This window comes from Mucilaginibacter sp. P19 (assembly GCF_050632265.1).
Classification (GTDB): Bacteria; Bacteroidota; Bacteroidia; order Sphingobacteriales; family Sphingobacteriaceae; genus Mucilaginibacter; species Mucilaginibacter gossypii.
Map to the genome: position 1 here is coordinate 1,384,827 of NZ_CP192586.1, position 23,158 is coordinate 1,407,984.

17 protein-coding genes are annotated in these 23,158 nt (G+C 43.3%); 11 read left to right on the forward strand and 6 right to left on the reverse strand.

Features of this window, described 5'->3' with window-relative positions; all coding sequences use genetic code 11:
- Positions 1-392 precede the first annotated feature (392 nt).
- The 11 genes from ACQ86K_RS06485 (at position 393) to ACQ86K_RS06535 (ending at position 16,623) form a co-directional block, all read left to right on the forward strand.
- A complete protein-coding gene (locus tag ACQ86K_RS06485) occupies positions 393-1,295 on the forward strand; it encodes an AraC family transcriptional regulator (protein ID WP_091162996.1) in 903 nt (300 codons plus the stop codon).
- Positions 1,296-1,333: 38 nt separating this feature from the next.
- Positions 1,334-3,133, forward strand: a complete 1,800-nt coding sequence (locus ACQ86K_RS06490) for a DUF885 family protein (protein WP_256337340.1) — start codon at positions 1,334-1,336, stop codon at positions 3,131-3,133.
- Between the two features lie 64 nt (positions 3,134-3,197).
- A complete protein-coding gene (locus ACQ86K_RS06495; RefSeq protein ID WP_431200034.1) occupies positions 3,198-4,505 on the forward strand; it encodes an APC family permease in 1,308 nt (435 codons plus the stop codon).
- A gap of 150 nt (positions 4,506-4,655) precedes the next feature.
- Complete coding sequence (locus ACQ86K_RS06500) at positions 4,656-5,852, forward strand: putative Ig domain-containing protein (RefSeq protein WP_431200035.1); 1,197 nt, start codon at positions 4,656-4,658, stop codon at positions 5,850-5,852.
- A 4-nt stretch (positions 5,853-5,856) separates the two neighbouring features.
- Positions 5,857-6,879 carry a glycoside hydrolase family 27 protein gene (locus tag ACQ86K_RS06505; RefSeq protein ID WP_431200036.1) on the forward strand — a complete coding sequence of 341 codons (1,023 nt, stop codon included), beginning with the start codon at positions 5,857-5,859 and terminating at the stop codon, positions 6,877-6,879.
- A gap of 195 nt (positions 6,880-7,074) precedes the next feature.
- The gene (locus tag ACQ86K_RS06510; protein ID WP_091162999.1) at positions 7,075-8,559 is read left to right on the forward strand and encodes an aldehyde dehydrogenase (NADP(+)); all 1,485 of its coding nucleotides are present in this window, start codon (positions 7,075-7,077) and stop codon (positions 8,557-8,559) included.
- Positions 8,560-8,649: 90 nt separating this feature from the next.
- Entirely contained in the window at positions 8,650-10,053 is a 1,404-nt protein-coding gene (locus ACQ86K_RS06515) for an aminopeptidase P family protein (RefSeq protein ID WP_091163000.1), read from the forward strand.
- Positions 10,054-10,909: 856 nt separating this feature from the next.
- The gene (locus ACQ86K_RS06520; protein WP_431200037.1) at positions 10,910-12,952 is read left to right on the forward strand and encodes a prolyl oligopeptidase family serine peptidase; all 2,043 of its coding nucleotides are present in this window, start codon (positions 10,910-10,912) and stop codon (positions 12,950-12,952) included.
- 97 nt (positions 12,953-13,049) lie between these two features.
- Entirely contained in the window at positions 13,050-13,286 is a 237-nt protein-coding gene (locus tag ACQ86K_RS06525; protein WP_431200038.1) for a hypothetical protein, read from the forward strand.
- Between the two features lie 17 nt (positions 13,287-13,303).
- The gene (locus tag ACQ86K_RS06530) at positions 13,304-16,264 is read left to right on the forward strand and encodes a family 43 glycosylhydrolase (RefSeq protein WP_431200039.1); all 2,961 of its coding nucleotides are present in this window, start codon (positions 13,304-13,306) and stop codon (positions 16,262-16,264) included.
- The gene (locus ACQ86K_RS06535) at positions 16,264-16,623 is read left to right on the forward strand and encodes a hypothetical protein (protein ID WP_431200040.1); all 360 of its coding nucleotides are present in this window, start codon (positions 16,264-16,266) and stop codon (positions 16,621-16,623) included. Before ACQ86K_RS06530 ends, ACQ86K_RS06535 begins: the two co-directional genes overlap by 1 nt.
- A 94-nt stretch (positions 16,624-16,717) precedes the next feature.
- Here the strand turns inward: ACQ86K_RS06535 and ACQ86K_RS06540 are convergent, their stop codons facing one another.
- The 6 genes from ACQ86K_RS06540 to ACQ86K_RS06565 all read right to left on the reverse strand — a co-directional run bounded on the left by ACQ86K_RS06540 (position 16,718) and on the right by ACQ86K_RS06565 (position 23,158).
- Positions 16,718-17,623 carry a PepSY-like domain-containing protein gene (locus ACQ86K_RS06540; RefSeq protein ID WP_176844365.1) on the reverse strand — a complete coding sequence of 302 codons (906 nt, stop codon included), beginning with the start codon at positions 17,621-17,623 and terminating at the stop codon, positions 16,718-16,720.
- Between the two features lie 314 nt (positions 17,624-17,937).
- Positions 17,938-18,504 carry a tetratricopeptide repeat protein gene (locus ACQ86K_RS06545; protein ID WP_431200041.1) on the reverse strand — a complete coding sequence of 189 codons (567 nt, stop codon included), beginning with the start codon at positions 18,502-18,504 and terminating at the stop codon, positions 17,938-17,940.
- Positions 18,492-19,670, reverse strand: coding sequence for a tetratricopeptide repeat protein (locus ACQ86K_RS06550; RefSeq protein WP_091163005.1), 1,179 nt, complete (start codon positions 19,668-19,670; stop codon positions 18,492-18,494). Before ACQ86K_RS06550 ends, ACQ86K_RS06545 begins: the two co-directional genes overlap by 13 nt.
- Positions 19,652-20,773, reverse strand: coding sequence for a M23 family metallopeptidase (locus tag ACQ86K_RS06555; protein WP_431200042.1), 1,122 nt, complete (start codon positions 20,771-20,773; stop codon positions 19,652-19,654). The genes ACQ86K_RS06550 and ACQ86K_RS06555 overlap by 19 nt, the downstream gene beginning before the upstream one ends.
- A gap of 32 nt (positions 20,774-20,805) precedes the next feature.
- Positions 20,806-21,816: an urea transporter gene (locus ACQ86K_RS06560; RefSeq protein WP_431200806.1), complete on the reverse strand. Its 1,011-nt coding sequence runs from the start codon at positions 21,814-21,816 to the stop codon at positions 20,806-20,808.
- Entirely contained in the window at positions 21,803-23,158 is a 1,356-nt protein-coding gene (locus ACQ86K_RS06565; RefSeq protein WP_091163007.1) for a diaminopimelate decarboxylase, read from the reverse strand. Before ACQ86K_RS06565 ends, ACQ86K_RS06560 begins: the two co-directional genes overlap by 14 nt.

Sequence of the window (23,158 nt, forward strand, 5' to 3'; positions counted from 1 at the left end):
AAACGGAACCGTTCATTTACCCCTGATGAACGGTTTTTTGCGTTAATAAGAGTCTGTTTTATTACTTGTATCATAAAAAACAGATTAAAAAACGGGTTTTCTGCGTAAAATGCATGGTTAGTGTAAAATGTACAATAGTTGTATTCTGTACAATTAAAAATATTTTATTCGGTCAAATGGTGGCTGTTGTGGCTATAATTTCGATTTTAATTGTTTATATAACATTTAATTTACTTTCTATTTGTTGGATAAAAATGGGTTTTTCGGTCAATTTTGGCACCTGTACCAACCATAAATTATCAAATATTGCCCGTATTTTATCCTTTTAAGTTCATTTGTTAGCAAATTAAGTTAAGTAATTGTAAATTCAACAAGTGATAATCAAGTAGCAGATGAAAGTTTTACAATTTACTATCCCGGTTCCGCACGATAAAAGTGTGATAGCAGAAAAGGTTAGCTTACCTTATCATTACCCCTACCTGCACCGTCATAAAGAAATTCAGCTCACGTGGATCCAGCAGGGTGAGGGTACTTTGATTGCAGGAAATAACATGCATGATTACTCTGCAGGCGATTTGTTTTTAATTGGTGCAAACCTGCCGCATGTGTTTAAAAGTAATCCCGAATACTTTGCGCCCAATGCGAACAAGCAAATAGAAGCGCTTACCATATTCTTTAACCCTGAAGGTGCGCTGGCACCGCTGTTTAATTTACCCGAGTTAAAGCCAAGCCTCATATTTATGCAGCAGCACCAGCAGGGCTTCAAATTGCCTCATTCTGTTGTTGACAAAGTATCGCAGATCATGATCGCGCTGCAGAAAGCATCGGGGCCCGATCAGTTGATCCAGTTTTTCCATCTGCTTAAGGGGCTCACCAATATCAAAAGCAAATTGGATCCTTTGTCAACCTATGGCAATTTACCGGGCATAACCGAAAACGAAGGGATCAGGATTGGTAATATCTACAACTACATCATGCAGCACTATAGTGAGCCCATTACACTTGAGGATGTTGCTAAGGTGGCCTACATGACGCCGGAGTCGTTTTGCAGATATTTCAAAAAGCATACTGGTCATACTTTTATTTCATTCCTGAACGAGATCAGGATCAACGAGGCCTGCAAAAAATTGATCGCCCATAAATTTGAAAGTATCAACACGGTGGCCTATAAATGCGGCTTCAAAAGTATCACCAACTTTAACCGGGTGTTCAAATGTGTCATAGGCAACTCGCCGCGAGGCTATCTCGACTCATACAACAACAATCTTATCAGCCTTAACAGGGCTGCAAGCTAATTGCTACTTAATTTTCTTTACCTCAAACCAAATATATCGTGCTTATTAATACTAAAACAACCATAAAAGGTTTAGCCCTTTATGCCCTTACTTTTGGTGTCCTGACTGCAAATGCACAAACTGCTCCATCCAGCAATTTGTATGAGCAAAGCAGCGAAGTAGCCGGTACCATAATCAGGTACGGGCAGGACATGAATGCCATCCACGATTTTTATTCGCCCTATAATGTTAATGACCGTGCTGAAGAACAGTACAAACAAGATGTCATTAATTCACCCGAGCAGCGCAAAAGGCTCATTGAAGTTGATAACGATTATCTGAAACAACTGGAGCAAACAGATTTTAATGCCCTGAGCATATATGGCAAAGTTGATTATATCCTGCTGAAAAAGCGCATTAACTTTGATCTGAAAGATCTGAAAAAGGAAGAAGACCTTTACAGCCAGGCAGCCAAATACATCTCGTTTGCCGATGAGATTTACGCGCTTGAACAAAAACGCCGCCGCGGAACATTTGTTGATGGCGAAAAGGTTGCAGGGGATCTGAACAAGATCTTGAAAGAACTTAAAGCAGATACCACAGCGTATCGTAAACTTCCATCGGTGGATATGCCGGTGGCTAAAGTAACCAAAGCTGCTTTATTGGGTTTGAAAGGCCGTTTAAAGGACTTTTTTGGTTTCTATAATAAATACGATCCTTCGTTTACCTGGTGGGTACCTGAACCTTATAAAGCCGTTGACAATGCGCTGGAAAGGTACAGCGAGTTAGCCATTAGTAAAGGAAAGCTGAACACCAGCCAAAAAAGCGATAGCAGCGGTATAAAAGGCGTACCTATTGGCAGGCAAGAGCTGATTAATCAGTTACAGGCCGAGATGATCCCTTACACGCCCGAAGAGCTTATTAAACTGGCTAACAAGGAGTTTGCCTGGTGCGATAAGGAAATGCTGAAAGCATCGCAGGAAATGGGTTTTGGCAGCGATTGGAAAAAGGCCCTCGAAAAAGTAAAAAACAGTTATGTGCCGGTAGGCCATCAGCCCGAACTAATTGTTAAACTATATAATGATGCACTAAGCTTCATAAAAGAGCGCGATTTGATCACGATACCGCCATTGGCCGAGGAGACCTGGGGCATGGTGATGATGTCGCCGCAAAGGCAGTTGGTTAACCCGTTTTTTACCGGTGGCAAGGAGATTAGTATCTCATACCCAACCAATACCATGCAGTATGACGACAGGCTGATGAGCATGCGGGGCAACAACCCTTACTTTTCAAGGGGGACGGTGCAGCACGAATTGATTCCCGGTCATAACCTGCAGTATTTTATGAACAGCCGGTATAAAGCTTATCGCCAGGATTTCGGTACCCCGTTTGCAATTGAAGGCTGGGCTTTATACTGGGAGCTGTTGTTATACGACAAAGGCTTTGCCAAAACCCCCGAAGAACGTGTAGGCATGCTGTTTTGGCGTATGCACCGTTGTGCAAGGATCATCTTTTCGCTCAACTACCATTTAGGCAACTGGACACCTGAGCAATGCATCGACTTTTTGGTTGACCGTGTTGGTCATGAACGCGCTAATGCCGAAGGCGAGGTAAGGCGCTCGTTTGAAGGCGGCTATAGTCCGCTTTACCAGGTAGCATACCTGTTAGGTGGTTTGCAGTTGACAGAATTGAGAAAAGAACTGGTTGACAGTGGAAAAATGACCTATAAGCAATTCCACGATGCTGCCATTAAGGAAAATCTGATTCCTGTTGAGATGCTTCGGGCAACATTGACCAATCAAGCATTAACTAAAGACTTTACAACAAGCTGGAAGTTCTACGACTTCAGAGGCAAATAGTTAATAAAACAGCATTAATGGTAAGCTTTAAGCTTTATGCTTTCAGCTTTTAGCTAAAAAAATTATGGAGAACAGCACTTCTTTTAAGCCTTCGTTGCGGTTGATGGATGCCACCATGCTGGTGGCGGGCAGTATGATTGGCTCCGGTATTTTTATTGTGAGCGCGGATATTACCCGCAATGTGGGCAGCGCAGGCTGGCTGCTATTTGTGTGGCTTATTACCGGTTTTATGACCCTCACTGCTGCCCTAAGTTACGGCGAATTAAGCGCCATGTTTCCAAGGGCAGGAGGGCAGTATGTTTACCTGAAGGAAGCTTACAGCCCTTTGGTGGGCTTTTTATACGGATGGAGCTTTTTTACGGTGATCCAAACAGCTACTATTGCGGCCGTGGGTGTAGCCTTCGCCAAGTTTACAGCTTACCTCATTCCGCAATTAAGTGAAAGCATCGTTGCTATTGATTTTGGTTTTGTCACCATATCCCCGGCTCAACTGCTTTCCATCCTGGTGATTGTATTTTTAACTTATATCAATACCCGCGGGGTAAACAGCGGTAAAATAGTACAAACCATTTTTACCATGGCTAAGCTGCTGAGTTTGCTGGGCTTAATTGTGTTTGGATTATTCTCATTGAAAGCTTCGGTATGGAACGAGAACTGGAAAAATGCCTGGAGCATGCATAGCCTCAGCGCAAATGGTTCTATCGCTTCGTACACCACCATTGCTGCCCTGGGTGCAATAGCATCGGCTATGGTGGGCTCCATATTCAGCAGCGATTCCTGGAATAACGTAACTTTTATTGCCGGTGAAATTAAAAACCCTAAAAGGAATATCGGTTTAAGTTTGGCGCTGGGTACCCTGATTGTGACAGTGATTTATATATTAACCAATGTGATGTATACCGGCGTGCTTTCCCTGCATGACATTGCCAGCGCCGATAAGGACAGGGTAGGTGTAGTTGCATCACAGCATATTTTTGGCAGTTCGGGTACTGTGATCATTGCGCTGCTCATCATGGTCTCAACCTTTGGCTGTAATAACGGGCTTATCATGTCGGGTGCAAGGGTTTATTACTCTATGGCTAAGGACGGGCTTTTCTTCAAAAAAGTGGGGACGCTTAATAAAAACTCGGTACCGGGTTTTGGTTTGTGGTTGCAATGTGTGTTTGCGTGTCTTTGGAGCCTGAGTGGTAAATATGGCGATCTGCTGGATATGATTTCCTTTGTGGTAGTAGTTTTTTATGTGCTTACCATCATCGGGATCTTTATCCTCCGAAAAAAATGCCCAATGCCGAGCGGCCTTACAAAGCTTTCGGCTACCCGGTACTGCCGGTTATTTATATCATTATGGGCATTGCTTTTTGCCTGTTATTGATTAAATATAAACCTGCTTATACGTACCCTGGCTTAATCATTACTTTAACGGGCATCCCAGTTTACTACCTGATAGGCGGCAGCAAGCAACGCAAAAGCGCCGAACTCCCGGTTGAAAGTTTGTAGACCGGGACATTCATTATATCAATTCATGAAAAAGATCTTATCGCTGCTATGGCTTTTAACTATCGCCATAGCAGCTTTCGCTCAAAACGGAAATTTTATTAAGCTGGGCACTGCAAAATTCTCTACCGGGAATGATGCTGCCTGGAAAGACGCTGCTTTCAACGATACGCAGTGGAAAAGTATCAAAGTTGGCGATGTATGGCAGGAGCAGGGCTACCCGGATTATCATGGCTTTGCCTGGTACCGCATCCATGTAGTTATCCCATCTTCATTAAAAAAGCAAGCAGTTTGGGGCGATAGTTTGCGGGTGTTTCTTGCGCATGTTAATGATGTTGATGAAACTTATTTTAACGGCAAACTGATTGGTAAAACGGGTGCATTTCCTGAAGATAAAGGCGGTTATATAAGCAAGTGGCCTGCCGTACGCAATTATTGCGTTGCAGCAAATGATCCGGCCATTAAATGGGACGGAGAAAATATCATCGCCATAAAAGTGTATGATGGCGGCGGCTCGGGCGGTATTTTTATGGGAGCTCCTTATATTGATATGCTGGAAAAATTTGATGGCATCGTTTTTACCCAAGCCGATATCAGCTTTCTACCCAACGCGCAGTCTGTCCGGAAATTAACTGTAGGCAATAGCTTTAAAAGTAATATCAGTGGTAAGTTTCATTACAGGATAGTTGACGAAGTGACCGAAAAGACAATCGCCGAAAAAACAATAGCTGCTAACCTTCCATCTCTGGGCAAAGAAACTTATACGCTTACCTTTCCGCACCGCGAAGGCATTAAACTGTTTTACGAGTTTACCGAAGCGGCATCGGGCAAAACCAAAACCTTTGCCGAAATAGCGCCGTATTTGCTTACTCCTAAAGCATCTTTAAAGCCAATGATTAATGGCGCTTCAGTTTTAGGCGTTCATCCCGGCTCACCGGTACTTTATAAAATTGCTGCAAGCGGACAACAGCCCTTGAAATATATGGTTAAGAATTTGCCTCAAGGTTTAGTACTTGATAATAAAACAGGCATTATAACAGGAACTGCACCTGAAGCAGGTGATTACAATGTATCAGTTTCCGTAAGCAATACTTTAGGAAAAAGCGAACGAACGCTAACTATTAAATCGGGTAAGTTATTAGCGCTTACCCCGCCCATGGGCTGGAACAGCTGGAATTGCTGGGGATTAAATGTGAGCGACAGAAAAGGTAAGGCTTTCGGCTAAAGCTATGGTTGATAAAGGTCTTACTGATTATGGTTGGAATTTTATTAATGTGGATGATGGCTGGCAGGCACCCGCAAGGCTACAAAACGGAGAAATAGCCGCGAACGAAAAGTTTCCGGATATGAAAGTACTTGGCGCACACCTGCATCAACAGGGATTAAAATTTGGCATTTATTCATCGCCGGGTGCTAAAACCTGTGGTGGTTACCTGGGCTCGTTAGGGTATGAAGGGCAGGATGCTACCACTTACTTTAACTGGGGCGTTGATTATTTAAAATACGACCTGTGCAGCTACTCAGACCAAACGGCAGGTGATACCACATTATTCGCCCAGCAAAAGCCATATATGGTCATGCGCGATGAATTGGCAAAGCAACCACGGGATATTATTTACAGCATTTGCCAGTACGGTATCAAAGATGTTTGGAAGTGGGGCGCAAAAATGAATGGCAACCTATGGCGTACAACCGAGGATATTACCGATACATGGGAAAGCTTGTACGGCATCGGCTTCAGTCAAACCAATAATGCAGCCTATGCCAGACCGGGAGGCTGGAACGACCCGGATATGCTTATTTTGGGCAGGGTAGGCTGGGGCGAAAATCTTCACCAAACTAATCTAACGCCTTATGAGCAATATACCCACATGAGCTTATGGAGCCTTTTATCGGCACCCCTGCTTATTGGCTGTGATATGGATAAGCTTGATGAGTTTACCCTCAACCTGTTAAAAAATCGGGAGGTAATTGCCATTGATCAGGATGTGGCAGGCAAGCAAGCCGTACGCATGATTAACGATAAGCAGATCCAGGTTTGGGTTAAGAAACTGGCAGATGGGAGTAAGGCTGTAGGTATTTTTAATCTTAGAAAAAAATACACGAAGTATACGCTTGATCTTAACAGCATTCATGTAGGCAGGGTTAAAGTAGTGCGGGATATCTGGCAGCAAAAAGATATCGCAAAAAATGTTGCTGCTGTTTCCTGTAATATCCCGCCACACGGGGTAAGGTTTTATAAATTGATGTAAACAAGACTATTACCTGCTTGTTGAATACGGGATGTCTTGACCGTTTTTTAATCTATTTTGAGGATGTGTTGGGTAAATAAGATAAAATCCTGCTATAACTGGTTAGAAATCTTCAGTACATATCATAAAAGGTTAAATATATTTGCTTGCGCAAAATAATGGCGTAAGCCCTCGTTTTTTACTAAAATATCTGCCATGGCTAACAACTTTAAAGAAGAAAGCACCAAAGAAATAAATATCATTATGCAGCAATCGCAAAGCGCGTTTGAGGCTTACCAAAAAACAAGTGCCGAACAAAAGGCCCTGTTTTTAGAAGCTATTGCTGATGAAATAGAAGCAGTAGGCGATGCCCTACTGCAAAAAGCAGCTGAAGAAACTAACCTCCCGTTACCGCGTTTAAGCGGAGAACGTGCCCGTACCACCGGTCAGCTGCGTATGTTTGCAGGGATGCTGCGCGAAGGTAGCTGGGTTGAGGCCAGTATTGATACCGCTTTGCCCGACAGGAAACCGTTACCGCGTCCTGATCTCCGCAAAATGCTTGTCCCGCTGGGACCGGTTGTTGTTTTTGGCGCAAGCAATTTCCCATTTGCGTATTCAACCGCAGGTGGCGATACTGCAAGTGCTTTGGGTGCAGGCTGTTCGGTAGTAGTAAAAGCACACCCTGCCCATGCCGAAACTTCTGAAATGGTTTATCAGGCTATCAAAAAAGCTATTGTAAGCAGCAATATGCCTGAGCATGTTTTTCAACATGTACATGGTACATCCTTTGAAAGCGGTAAAGCATTGGTTCAGGCAGATGATACCGCTGCAGTTGGCTTCACCGGTTCAACTGTTGGCGGTTTAGCCCTGCTGCAATATTCGTCAGAGCGTAAAAAGCCTATCCCTGTATTTTCAGAAATGGGCAGCATAAACCCGGTTATATTTTTGCCGGATACTTTAAATGAAAACGCTGCTGATTTGGCCGTACAATATGCAGGTTCCATTACTTTAGGTGTTGGTCAGTTTTGTACCAATCCGGGCTTAATGCTTGCTATTGAAGGTGAAGGTCTTGATAATTTCTATAAACTTTTGGGTAATGGTATTGAAGCTATTAAACCAGCCAAAATGTTGCATGCCGGCATCCATTCGGCTTATGAGAAAAAGAGCCATGCGGCTTTGGAACAGGAAGGTATAACAAGTGTGGTAAAATCAGCTACCGAAGCTGTTGACATTGAAGCTCAACCAACCATCGCCCTGGTAAATGCCGAAACTTTCCTTGAAAACCACCTGTTACATGAGGAGGTGTTCGGCCCATACTCATTAATGGTAAGCTGTAAAGACGAGCAGGAACTAATCAACGTTTTAAAATCGGTATCGGGACAACTCACTACTACAGTAATGGGTACCGACGAGGATTTTGCGGGCCATTCAAACCTGTTGCAATTATTGCCGACCATAGCAGGCAGGGTATTGTTTAACGGCGTACCAACAGGTGTTGAAGTTTGTGCCAGTATGGTGCATGGCGGCCCGTTCCCGGCCACTACCGATAGTCGTTTTACAGCAGTAGGCATTAATGCCGCTAAAAGGTGGGTGCGCCCGGTTTGTTACCAAAACTGCCCGGATTCATTATTGCCTTTAGCCTTACAACAGGCCAACCCAACCAACATCTGGCGCTTGTTTGATGGCGAATGGAAGAAATAGTGAGCCGTTAATCATCATCAGATAATCAAATTTAAATTATACTTGCACATGCCGGTTCCTCAACAGAGCCGGCATGTTTAATTTTGCATTATGAAACTTCAACTTTTTGATCAGCAGGTTTACGTACAGCGCCGCAATGTTTTAAAACAGAGTATGGGCGCCAACGGTATCATCGTTTTGTTAGGGAACGAGGATAGCAGCATGAACTATAAAGACAATACCTACCTGTTTAGGCAGGATAGCAGTTTTTTATATTATTTCGGACTTGATGTAGCAGGTTTAGCAGCTATCATTGACACCGATACCGGTGAGGAAGTGATATTTGGAAACGACCTTACCATTGATGATATCGTTTGGACAGGCACCTTACCATCTGTAAGTGAGATGGCCGCGCTGGTTGGCGTTTCGCAAACAAGGCCTTATGCCGATGTAAAGCATTATATCCACAAGGCGGTAACCGGTAGCCGCCAGGTTCATATTCTGCCGCCTTATCGCCCCGAAAATAAAATCAAACTGGCCGATTGGTTAAACACCAGTCTGGAAGATGTGGCTGGTCGCGTTTCATTGCAACTGGTAAAAGCGGTTATAGCCCAAAGGGTTATCAAAACTCCGTTGGAGGTTGCCGAGATAGAGAAAGCCGTATCCATCAGCGTTGACATGGAACTGGCGGTAATGAAATATGCCCGTCCGGGTACAAGGGAGTATGAACTGGTTGCCAAAGCACATGAAGTGGCCATAGCCAATGATTCACGCTTGGGTTACCCGGCTATCATCACTAAACACGGTCAAACACTGCACACGCACTATTACGGTAATATCCTGGAAGAGGGTGATATGGTACTGAGCGATATTGGTGCCGAAAATGCCATGCACTACGGCGGCGATTTGACCCGTACCTTCCCGGTAGGCAAACAGTTTACCACCCGCCAAAGGGAGTTGTATGATGTGGTTTTAAATTCAATGGATCATGCCATTAGTATGCTGAAACCCGGTGTACGCTACAAAGATGTGCACCTGCAAGCCTGCCAGAAATTGGCCGAAGGCCTGAAAGCCGTAAACCTGATGAAAGGTGACCCGGCCGAGGCGGTTGCAGCCGGAGCACACGCCATGTTTTTTCAATGCGGCTTAGGCCACATGCTGGGCATGGATACCCATGATATGGAAGATTTAGGTGAGCAATATGTTGGCTATACCGATGCCTTGAAAAAAGAAACTGCTGTCTTCGGTCTAAAATCATTGAGGTTAGGCCGCGAACTGGAAGCTGGTTATGTGCTTACTGTTGAGCCGGGTATCTATATTATTCCGGAACTGATAGACCGCTGGCAGGCCGAAAAGAAATTCGCTGAGTTTATTAATTACGATGTGTTGAATACCTATCGTGATTTCGGCGGGATCCGTATTGAAGATAACTTTTTAATAACCGATACCGGCAGCCAGTTATTAGGTAAATATTTGCCTAAAACCCGGGAGGAGATTGAAGCTTTGAGAGGATAGCGGATAAATAAAAGTGATATGGCGCATAGTTGACTCACCCGGTCTGCGCTATGCTGGACCACCCTCTCTTCGCCTTTGGCGGAAAGAGGGTAAAGGAAAGAAGAGTAAAATCCCCTCTTTACGCTTGGGTAGAGAGGGGTGACGAGCGCAGCGATGTCGGGGTGAGTCGATACGGCGTTTAATTCTTTACTCGTGTCCAATCATGGGTTATTGTTCTAAAGAGATGATTTTTTAAATCCTTTGTTCGTTTAGTTTCTTGAGCTAACAGCATTCAACTTCAACTGAGCTCTGGATTTAGAGGTAACCCTGTCTTTTGTTTAATAGATTGATTATTAGTTGTTTATAGATTGAAAATCGAATTTCTGTTAACCCTGTTAACCCCGTCGACTGCCTTGTCGGCCCAGGCATAGACACTTCCTGATTTTATAATTCAAGCGAAGAACGCTTGGACCTGCGTGAAATTTCATAAGACATTAACCAAACAAAAGGGCCCGCATCCAAAAGGCGCGGGCCCTTTTGCTAAATGCCTGCTATGATGTGTTAATTTATGTAAATATAAACTGGTGGTGTTAGGTAACTTTACGCAACACTATTAACTTATGACAAGGTACCACCAATTTTTACTGTTAACCTTTTTTTAGCAGCTGCAGGTCAATCAGCCAAGGCTCAGCAAACTAAAGCTACTCCATATTACCCCACCCACGCAGAAGTACTGCAAAACTATAAAGCAGCTGATGCCCTTGATTCTGCCTTAAAAAAGATTCCGCTTGTTACCGGTATCAGGCCTAACTGGCAGGCTGGGGGGAATGAATTCTGGTACGGTAAAAAAACTGCCAATAATCAAACAGCTTATGTTTTGGTTGATCCTGAAAAAGGAACTAAGAAAACCATTTTTGAAAGCAGTCAGTTAAGTACTGAGGTAAGCAAAGCAACAGGCAAACCTGTGAAAGATGGCGGCTTCCGTATTGAAGATATGTTTTTTAGTGCCGATAAAAAGCAGGCAACATTTAAAACAGGCGGTACCTGGCTTATGTGCGATTTGGGCACATTGCAATGCATTAAAACTACAGATACGGTACATCAAAGTTATGATAACGAGAAGCCGCTACAGGAACGCCATTACCGTTGGGAAGGTGTTAGCGCCGATTCTGTATCGCCCGATAAGCAATGGACTGCCTTTGTTAAAGGAGGAAACATCATTGTTAAATCGTTAAAAAACTCAACCGAAATCAAGTTAACTACGGATGGTAATTTAGATAAGCCTTACGGTGAGCTTACATGGTCGCCGGATAGTAAACATATCGTAGGTTATCGCATTGACTCTAAGAAAACAAAAGAAGTTTATTACTTGCTCAGTTCACTACCAGGTACCACAAGAGCGGTGCTGAAATCACATGAATATGATCAGCCGGGTGATGAGTTTACCTCGTATCAGCAGTATATATTCAATATCACCGATAAAAGCGCGATAAAAACCGATGCCGAAAAGATAGATTTTTTTGGTGCGCCTCGATTGCATTGGCGCGATGGCGACAGCCGCTATTTTACCTATGAAAAGGCAGATCGCGGTCACCAGCGTTTCAGGGTTATCGAGGTAGATGTTACCAATGGTAAAACCCGTAACATCATCGATGAAAAAACAAACACTTTTATTTATGAGCAAAGGATCTACACTTATTATGCCTCAAAAACGCATGAGATAGTATGGGTAACCGAAAAAGACGGCTGGCGTCATATTTACCTGGTTGATGAATTGAGCGGCAAAGAAAAATTGGTAACCAAGGGCGATTGGGTAGTACGTGATATTGATAGTGTTGATGTTAAGAAAAGACAGATCTGGTTTAAAGGAAGCGGTAAAAATGTTGGTGAAGACCCTTACTTTATGCACTATTACCGCATTGGTTTTGATGGTAAAAACCTGGTTGACCTTACACCCGAAAAAGGTAATCATAGCCTAAGCTTTTCGCCGGATAGAAAATATTATATTGATACATATTCAGAGGTTAATACTGCTCCCCGTATTGTAATCAAAAGCACTGCCGGCCTGAAAACGGTTACGGAACTTGAACATGCTGATTTGACCGGTCTTTTAGCTACCGGCGTCAAACTGCCTGAGGTGTTTGTTGCCAAGGCAAGGGATGGAAAGACGGATATATGGGGCGTGGTATATCGCCCGGCCAATATGGATCCCAATAAGAGCTACCCGGTAATTGAAAATATTTACGCCGGTCCGCAGGATTCATTTGTGCCTAAAAGTTTTTCCGCTGTGAATGAGATGCAAAGCATAGCCCAACTGGGTTTTATAGTGGTGCAGATGGATGGCATGGGCACAGCCAACCGTTCAAAAGCTTTTCATGATGTATGCTGGCATAACCTTGCAGATGCCGGTTTTGCCGATCGTATTTTATGGATGCAGGCGCTTGCTGCCAAATATCCACAGGTTGATATCAGCAGGATAGGTGTTTACGGTACATCTGCAGGCGGACAAAATTCTGCTGGTGCTTTGTTATTCCACCCTGAATTTTATAAAGCTGCGGTATCTGCCTGCGGCTGTCATGATAATCGTATCGATAAACAATGGTGGAATGAGCAGTGGATGGGCTACCCTGTTGGGCCGCATTATGAGCAGCAATCAAACATTACCAATGCCGGTAAATTGCAGGGCGATTTGATGCTGATAGTAGGTGAGGCCGATAACAATGTTCCGCCTGAGTCAACCTTCCGTTTTGCGGATGCGTTGATCAAAAACAATAAAATGTTCGACCTGCTGGTGGTGCCGGGTATGGGCCATAGCGATGGCGGTCCTTACGGTCGTAAAAAGAAACGCGACTTTTTTGTAAAGCACCTGCTTAACGCAGAGCCGCCTGCAAGAAACACGGATGAGTTGGCACATAATTAAATAAAATCCTCTACAGGTATTTTAATATTTGATAAAGGGTAGTTAGCTTTTGGCGTTGTGCCTTCAGCTTTTAGCTTTACCTATGTAACAAGGTACAATGCATAAACTTCAATTAACGGTTTTTCTTTTCTGGTATATGTGTTTGGCTGTATTAAACAGTTTTGCACAGCAACAATCAGCAACAGTGCCAGGTAATGGTAATCCCATTATTCCCGGCTACTTTGCCGACCCAACTGTACGCAAGTTTGGCGATACCTACTACATTTATGCTACCACCGATGGCAACGGCGGGGGCATGGCCCATCACAGGTTTGGACATCCAAAGATTTTGTGAACTGGACCATGCATGATATGAACTGGCCAACCTCCAATTACTATTGGGCCCCCGATGTTATCAATGGTAACGATGGTAAGTTTTACATGTACTACTGCCAGCCGGTTGATATCTATGGAGCATCGTCAGCAAGCCCTACCGGGCCGTGGACACCCCTAATGCCCGATGGAAAATCAATGATCCCCAATTATTTTATCCCAGGGGTGATTACGCTGGATGGACAAACCTTTAAAGATGACGACGGCAAGATCTATATGTTTTGGGGTACCTGGGGCATCTATCCTGATCATGGTTGTGGCGTGGGTTTGCTAAATGCAGATATGCACACCTTTGCCAAAACGGCAAAGATTCCGAATACCATTGCCAAAGATTTTTTTGAAGCACCTTTTATGTTTAAACGTAAAGGCATCTACTATTTCACCTACTCGTCTGGTTTTTGCGAAGATTCTACCTACCGGGTACAATACGCCATCAGCAAAACCGGGCCGATGGGGTCGTTTGAGTTCGGCAAAAATAACCCGGTGCTGAGTACCAACAGTGATGGCACTATTCACGGGCCTGGGCATGAGTCGGTAGTGCAGGTTGGGGATGATTTTTATATGGTATATCACCGCCATAATAACCCGCATTCAAACGGAGGTTATCACCGGCAGGTTTGTGCGGATAAGATCGTGTTTGACTCAGATGGCAATATTGAAAAGATTGTTCCTACCCATCTTGGCGTTGGGCTATTAGGAAAAAGCACCATTAATGCTCCCGACGAAGCTTATCAAAAAAAGGTCACTGCCTCATCTTTTTACAACGAAAATTATAAACCCTCATTTGCGGTTGATAATAATAATGGCACCTTATGGAAACCAGCAGATAACAGTCGTAGCCCTGCCTGGATCACCATCGATTTAGGTTCGGTAAAAACGGTACAACAGGTTTTGACCCAATTTGAATATGCAACATGGTACTATCAATACCTGGTAGAATCATCGGTAGATGGTAAAACTTGGAAGTTGTTTGCTGACAGGAGGGAGAACAAACAACATGGTTCGCCGATGGTAGATTCAGGAAATGCCCAGGCCCGCTTTATCCGCTTAACAATTACCGGCACGGAATATCCGGGGCTATATAAAGCGATTTGGAACGTGAAAGTTTATGGCGAACGGGTAGTAACCGGAGATCTTACTTCTGCCGATAAAAAAGAAATATCAAAAGCTGTAGCTCCAGACGAGAAAGAAGGTTTATTGGTAAACCTAAACACCGATAATCTTCAGGCGGGCGAAGCTCTATCTCAATGGACTAACAACGGCGCGTTGGGCGGTAGTTTTACTGCAACTGGTAAACCTCCGGTTATTGATATTATTGCAGGTAAAAAAGCTGTGGTGTTTATTGGTACGCAGTCGCTTGAATCAACGGTGGCGGTGCCCCGGTCGCTTGCAGGTAATAACAGTTATACAGTATGGTACGAGGTTTATGCCGATCTGATCAAAGACGAAAACCCGGTATTAAGCTGGACAAACGGCGAATCGGATCATCGCAGCGCTACTTTTGGTTTCGGAAGCAATAAAACAGCCGGTGCCGTACAACATTTTGGCGTTTCCGACTTTCAATATAAAACAATGCCTGCAGCCGGCAAATGGCACCAGGTGGTTGTTACGTTTGATGGCTCAGTTGAAAAACTATTTGTCGATGGCGAGCAGAACAATGCAGAAAACAAGATGCTGTTTCTACAGCTTGCAGATAAATTTATTATCGGGGCAAAAACAAATCGTTCAGCATATTTTTCAGGCGCTATTTCGTCGCTTAAAGTTTATAACAGGCCAATGGCCGATAGTGTCATAAAACAATGGGCTCTGCATCCTACAAAATCTGATATTGCCCTTTACCTCGATGCCGCAAAACTTAATTATGGCCGGCTTCAAAAATGGACAAATAACGGCGATGCAGGCGGGGCTTTCTTATCTGCTGAAGGGCAGGGAGCAGAAGTAACGGATATAAAAGGAAAAATTGCTGTTAGTTTTAATGGCAACAGCCCGCTTGTATTTAATAATTTTGTTGATATTAATAACAAAAAAGGTTATAGTGTAGTCTTAAGTGTTTACCAAAACGCATCAACGCAAAGCGGCGCGATACTGAAATCACAATCGTTGAAAGGGGCTTTCATCAATGCCGGTAAATATCTGAGTGCGGACCAATGGCACTATGTCATAAAAACTGTTAGTGGCAATGCCGCTAAATTATATGTAGATGGTGCTATAATAGCAACAATATCAAATACAGATAAGCTCACCGGCAAGCTTTTACTGGGCGATGGTTTTAATGGTGCGGTATCTAATCTTGTGGTCTATAAACATAGCTTATCATCAGCAGAAATTAAACAATTGAGCCTGGGTTGGAAACAGAACTATCATCCGCCTATAGCAGGTTCGTTTGCATTTAAAGCTGCTCCGACGGCTGTAACACCCGGCATGGTTGAAATGGAAGCGCCTGCATATGCTTCTGTAAAATCAAACCTCCAATATGATTTTATTAACGAGACAGATAACAGCAAATCAAGCGGCTGGCAGGCTGATCCGCATTATATCAGTTATGGGCTTTCGGCTGATAAAAATTATAGCTACTCTTTTAAAGTTAAAGACAACTATGGTAATGTAAGTTCAAAAACTGCGGCATTGCCGGTGAGTACAGCTTCGATCTTATTTAATGCCGTTGCAGATGGGTTTACAATTAATAGAGACTTTGTGACTAATGGCGTAACCGGCACTATATGGAATGGTTTGATAGGCGGGGACAAGCCGGAGAATAAAGTATCTATCAGTGATAGTTTGCTTACGTTGGAATCAAAAGGTTCAAACTGGGATGGGAATTTGCCTTATGGGCCATTTTTATACAGGAATGTTTCGGGTGATTTTGTGGCCGAAGTAGAAGTAGCCGACGTAAGCGGTTTAAAGGAAAAAAGGTGGCCGGCAACAGTGATATGGGATTAATGGTACGGAAAGTCAAACAACCCGGTACTGAAGGAAGCGAAAACCTGATCCAGAACAGTATTTTCCCGGCCTGGAACTGTGGCAATATGCTCACCAATTTTAAAACCGGCGACCGCATGCAAACCAATACTCAAACCGGCTGGAATTACAACCGTTACCTGCAGATCCAAAAGTCGGACGATGTGTTTTACATCAGAAGCGGCAACGACGGCATACATTGGACCGATCTGCCCGGAAGCCCGGTTGTTAGGCCTGATTTAATTGGTGCTGATCTGCAAATCGGCCTTTACCATAGTACCTACGGGCCGCACCGCTCGTATGTTAAATTCTCCAATTTTAAACTCATCAGCAGGAAATAAATATGTAATCCGCTGTTTGGGGCTCTGAAACTAAGCAAGTAAGCCATGTTTAATTAAAAACATGGCTTACCAACAGCGCTATAATCTCGATTGTTTAGTGGATAGGCAGGACTCTGACAAATGTACCGGACGCATTAAAAATTAAAGCGTATTTGGTATTGTTTGATGTAATCAATACAACGTAACCTTGCAGGGTTCCGCCGGGGCTTTCAGAAAATGCTTTATCAAATACGTAGCCCGGATAAGTAGCAGTAAGATAAGTGGTAATAGCAGCCGGTAAGTTAGCTTCAGCTACTACGGCATGTTTTAAATCGTGTTTTTCTATCTGAATACGTTTTACAAGTTTGCCTGCTGCGGTTACCGTTGTTGAGTAAAGTACCCCGTTCTGGCTTATCAAAATGTATACGTTATCGGGTGCGATAGAGGCATGCAACAAAGTATCTGTTGGATAGGTTGTTGAAAAATAGTTGCTCACAGCAGAAGGAAGGGCCGAAATGGCAATGGTATCGCGGTGTTTACTGTCACGATTATCAAAGAATCCGCCTAAGTGCCATCCTGGTCCTTTAAGGTCAACACCTTCGCGTTGCTCAAGGATGCTTACAAACGTACCAGCAGCAGTGAATTTGAGGCCAACCAAAGCGCTGTTGTATTTGATAACCACAATGTAGTTGATAACTGTATTAGTACTATCAGTAATGGAGTATGCTTTTTTGAATGTATAACCGCTGTAATTGGCTGTAAGGTAAGTGCCAATAACTGTAGGTAATGTGCTAAAAGCAACGGAGTCTTTGGTATCATGCTTGCCATAGCAGCCAACCATATAAACGCTGTCGGTAGTAGTTCCGGACGATGCAAGGCTAATAGCGATGGCGCCGGTTGATGTGACGGCTGATGACGAAACGCTGCCGGCCGAAGCTGATTTTGAAGCGTTTTCCTTTTTACATGATGCCAGGCCGATTATTGTGCCGACCATCAATAGTGAGGCGTAAAATGATTTCATTTTCATAGAATTAATTTAAATTGATAATTAGCGCTGCCTTTTTTCGGACAGGTTTAATTAAAATTAATTTGTAAAATCGGGTCGTCGGGAAAAGTGTCGACAAACAGCGGATTTAAATCGATGTATGAGGATACAATGTAGAGACGCATTCACATGCGTCTGCTATATGCAAGTTACCTCATGTTAAGCGCTGTGAGGTGTGCTTTATCTCGCGAGAGATGCATCAAATGTGTCTCTACATAAAATGTTTTGGTAGTTTTTTTAGTTACACCTGGCTAAGCCATCAGTACTCGAGGCATCTGCAGGTTTAATGATCAGCGCTTTTTCAAAAAAAGGTTTCGCTTCAGCTTTTTTCCAGCCATAAGCATCGACCAGGCCAGCATGTGGTTGCCGTCATAATCAAAAGGGTAAAGCGTTACTACTACTCTGAAAAGCTTAATAGCGGGTTCGTATTGTTTGCGGTTATAATAAATTACGCCTCCCCAATAATTAGCCTGCGTGTTTTGCGGGTCTATTTTCAGGATAGCAAGATATTGTTCCAGCACTTTATCCCAGTTTTGCAAAAAAGAGAGCGGCTTTATATAACCAAACTTAGCCTCAATAGCGCCAGGCTTCAGGTTAACTGCTTTTTGATAATAAGTTTGCGAAGCAGTGTAGTTTTTATTGAGGTAATGGAGCCAACCCAGCCTGATGGCTATCTCATAATTATTTTCCGAATAGTAAGGATAAATATCGGCAATGGCAGCAACGTAGTTTTTGTTTAATTCATTGGTATAACTGTTGTGAAAAGCTTTTTGAAGCACCACATTTGTCTGTGCCTGCAATTGTGCTGCAAATACAAATAAAAAAATGGGAATAAACGTCTTCTTTAAAATTTCCATGTTATACCTAACGTAACAGAGTTTTGGTTATAGTTAACAGCCCGGTAAATGTCTGTTTTCTTTTCATAAAAGTAATTTAAATTCAATAAGGCATGGTTACCTAACTGATAAAAAACGCTTTCACCGCATTTAAATTTTGTAGGATCGATAGCGTTATACACATAAAGCCCGTCCGCATCCAGGTAATCATCCTGGTTGCCAAAAGTAGCGACTGTTTCCAGCCACGTTTTATTTAATACTTTAAATCCTACCGACTGACTATAAATGAAATGAATTACTCCGCTTAAATTCAGTACCGATGCCCTGCTTGTGGTGTATAGATTCAAGTTTCCCAGTGGATAAAAATCCACTTTGGCATCATATTGTTTTAGGGTTTTATTAATGAGTTTGCCAAAGTTAATATCGCCCTGCAAATCAATGTAACGGGTATCATATTTTACTCCTAACAGCCCAAGGTTACTTTGGTAAATATTGCTCCGGTAGCTGGTATGTAAATAATGGTACGCGCCAAGTAAACTGATGTTTTTAGTGAAAGAATATTTCGTTTTAGCATAATATTCAAACTGGCGGTCGGTTTTGCCTGTTTGATTAAAGTAATCAATATAGCCCGATCTGAATATATTCTGTTTGAAAAACATAAATGATTGGTCCAACTGCAAACGCCACGATAATCTTAAACCGATACCCGCGCGTTCAAAAAAGCCGTTGTCGCGTTCGTTGCTATTAGGCAATTTTATGCCACTTTCTAAAACCGCATCAGTTAAACCAAAGAGTGATAACTTGATAGCACGCAGGGTTGCTGTGTCTAAATGCGATGCATTGTAAAACGCAGCGTTATTGTTGTTGATGTAGGTGTTGCAGTAGTAAGCATATAAATATGCAGTTACATTTTGCGGTTCTTGAAGTAAAACCTGGTTAAACTGATAAATGGCAGCTTTGTAATTGCTGGTAAGCATATAAGCGTAGCCTGCCTTAAAGCGTAAAGCGGGCGAGTCTACACTATCGGCAACCGATTGATTTACAAACCTGATAAGTTGTTTCCAGTTGCCGGCATTGTACAATTGTTCGGCGGTACTATCGGCCGTGGCAAGTTTATTATCTTGTGCACGGGTTACAAGAGCAGCAAATAGCAAGGCAAAAAGTATGGTTAATTTTCTGTACTCCATTGTGCTTCAATATGCTGTCCGTTTATATTTATGACGAAAGCCTGCAAACTGCCGTGGTCAACCAAAACTGTTGATTCAGTAAGCGGCATTGTTTTACCTGCAATTTCCTGGTATTGTTTGGATACAATATTTAGCCCTGTCTTTTTCAGCTGGATCCCGCTTTTATATTTTATGCTGATGAACCGGTAAAAAGGCGCAATAAAATCCTGCAGCCAAAGCAATGTTTTGTTATGGGTAAGCGGTACCGGAAACTCATCATTAGCCTGGATATATCCTGCATCGTTAAAAATAACTTTATATGCGGCAAGGTAAAAATAATGGAGGAGCGACGTTTTATCGCCATAAAAGCTGGTGAAGTAAAACATAGTGCCGTTATTAATAAAATAAGCAACGGCACCGGTTGTTTTGCTGTAGATGTATGACTGTCCTAATTCATCTTTAAAAACTTCCCATTCTTCGGTTGCGCCGTTTTCGTTAACTAATTTAGATAGGAAGCCCGGTTGCAGATCGAATGCTTTTTTGAGCGGTGCATTGATTTCGGGGTTGCTTATTAATTCGTTTTCATTTGGGATACCGTAGCTTAAAAGGCTGCTTTGACCACCTTTTTTGGTAAAGTAATATGCGAGCGGATAAGACAATGTCTTAGACCCGATATAAGGGGTAGCCTGCAACTGGAAATGCAAATGCGGCTCTGGCGAGCGACCCGAATTACCGCAAAACCCCAGCAGGTCGCCTTGTTTTACAACATCGCCAGGTTTAACTTTTATCGAGTTTTTTTTGAGGTGGGATAGTTTGGAATAAAGCCCCGCGGCATGACGGACCACTACCGTATTGCCCCAGTTTTCTTTCAGGTTTTCTTCGCCAATATCATTATCTTCTACATGGTTTACAACCAGTTCTACAACGCCATCGCCGCAGGCCAGTACCGGCTTATTGAAACAATAAAAATGTTCAGGAAGGGTACCGGGATGCTGAAATGTTTTTTGTTCATCATCCGTAATCACAAAATCAAGCGCCTGGCCCCATTCGCCTTTGTGGGTAATGCTACCATTATAACCCTGCGAAACCGTCCAATAGCCCATAAACGGCAAATTGAGCCTCATGTATTTCAGATCGTTCAGCCTGTTTTGCAGGTTTAAAACATGGTAAAGATTTTTTCGGGCGAGTAATGCTGTGCTATGGTTAACTGCAATTTGGGGTGATGACCGGTTAACTTTAAAAAATAGAGCAGGCTGATATTAAGCACGCAAAACGGTAACGAAAAAACAGGCAGCGCATGCAAGGCCATGAGTGTGGTAAGGGCATTAATGAGTATGAAACCCAAGGGGATGCAAAGAATTGCCAGTAGGTAAGAGCGTAACGATGGGATAGTGAAAAAACTGCTTATAGCCATTGAGGCCATCATTAAATTAGCACCCAGGTGGTAATAGCTGATGCCCTCGGGGTAGGTATGTGTGATGTTGTTAAACCCGCAGGCCGTTAAAAAACTAATGATAAGCAGGCTGAATGCAATGCGCGAATGTACAAGTATCCCCATAGCAATAAGCATTCCGGCTATGATATTATGCTGAAACAGAATTGCGCTCAATGAACGGAAAAATAAGCTCATCAGTTTTGGCAATGTTGTGGCAAGATAACCTTCGGCGCCGGCCAGGTTACCCGGGCCGGTGTAAATTTCTTCGAGCAGGGAGCTGCTTTTTTGTGATAATCCAGTGTTGAAGATGCTGTTGGATGCCAGCAGTACAAGCCAGAAAACCAGGATAAACGGCAGTGAAAGTATAGGTAAACCCGGTTTACCCATGCGCTTTGACATGATAATGGTAGCAAGCACTACCAGGCAACAGGCAACCGCCAGCCAGGTCACAAACATGAGATTAACCTGGAAAAAAGCACCAAATGCTATCCCTAATAATAAACAGTTAAAGCTGTAAATTCCTACCCGGTAATCTTCGTTATCCTGTTTTAACAATTTTGTTATCAGCAAAGAGAAAATGACACAACTCAACCCTGCAAAGCCGGATACCGGATTGAAAAATGATACCAGCAGCAAAATAATCCCTAATACCCGGTTTTGAGAAAAAACAAAACCGAATAGGAATTGATGACGGTTTTTATGAATGCTGGAATTTGCTTCACTTGTTGTTATTTAAATGAGCGGGTACTAACTCTGGTTCGGCAGTATATTCCAATGTTTCGTTTTTGCGGATGAGATGCGTACGCAACTTCTCGTCTATCAACACAACAGCAGGCCTTAAAGTGATGAATTGCATCCATTGGGTCATGTTGTAAGCGCCAACCTTGTGCACTACTACCTGGTCGCCGGGATTTAGTAGGGGCAGGTTAATGCTTTCCCTGATCACATCAATGTTCATGCAAAGCGGTCCGTATATCACCATGTTTTCGGTATGTGCAGCAAAATCCTGGGCTGGGCTTACCTGGTGTTCATACCAAAAAGATGTAAACAGGATATTGACCCCAAAATCAACAATGGCGGCGCCTTTGCCATTGGCTAAACGTTTGTTGGCGATAACAGTGCCCAGCAGGTAACCGGCATCATCTATCAAAACACGCCCACTTTCCAATATCAGCAGCGGCAGATCATCATTGGCAAAGCCAAAATTGAGCAAAGCCGAAGTTATGACTTCAGCAAAGTCATCAATCGTCGGCACGGTATCATTTCCCGGCAGGTAAGCACCTTTCAATGTATTGGTTGAGGGGAAGCCGCCTCCCAGATCAAGATATTCTATTTTATGATTAAGCTCGGTCTGGCAGCGAACAGCCAGTTCGGCCAGTTTATTAGCCGCTATACCATAAGCATCGGCAGAGAGCATATAGGTACCGATATGGCAATGCAAGCCCACCAATTGCAGACTTCCCGAGCCTGTGATCTTTGTAACTGCCGACCAGGCTTCTCCATTTTCATAGTTAAAACCAAAGCGGTCCCAAAGTGGGTAAACGCCGGTATCCATATTTATACGAATGGCCACACGCGGTTTATTGACCAGGTTTTTACTTAATGTAAGCAGTAGGTTAAGCTCATCGAAATGATCAATATGGATCAGCGAATCATGTTCGATGGCCAGCTGTAAATCATTGATGGACTTGCCCGGTCCGTTAAAAATGATCTTGTTGCCAGGTACGCCATTACCTAAAGCTTTACGATATTCAAAGCCCGAAACTACCTCGGCCCAACTGCCTTCCTGGTGAAAAATCTGACAAACGGCGTTGAGGTAATTGGTTTTGTAGCTCCATGCAAATTGTACTTTTGGGTAGCGGGTGCTAAAAGCGCGGTATGCAGCCCGGTAGTTTTTGCGGATCTGTTTTTCGGACAATACGAACACCGGCGAACCGTAGTTTTCGATCAGGCTTTTAACCGAAACGCCATCGATACTTTTAAAGGGCTGCAAACCAGTGCGGGAGCCGAATTTGTTAAGGGCACCGGCCTGTAGTTTTTTTATATATGGTTTCTCGTATGGCAGCTTTTCCAT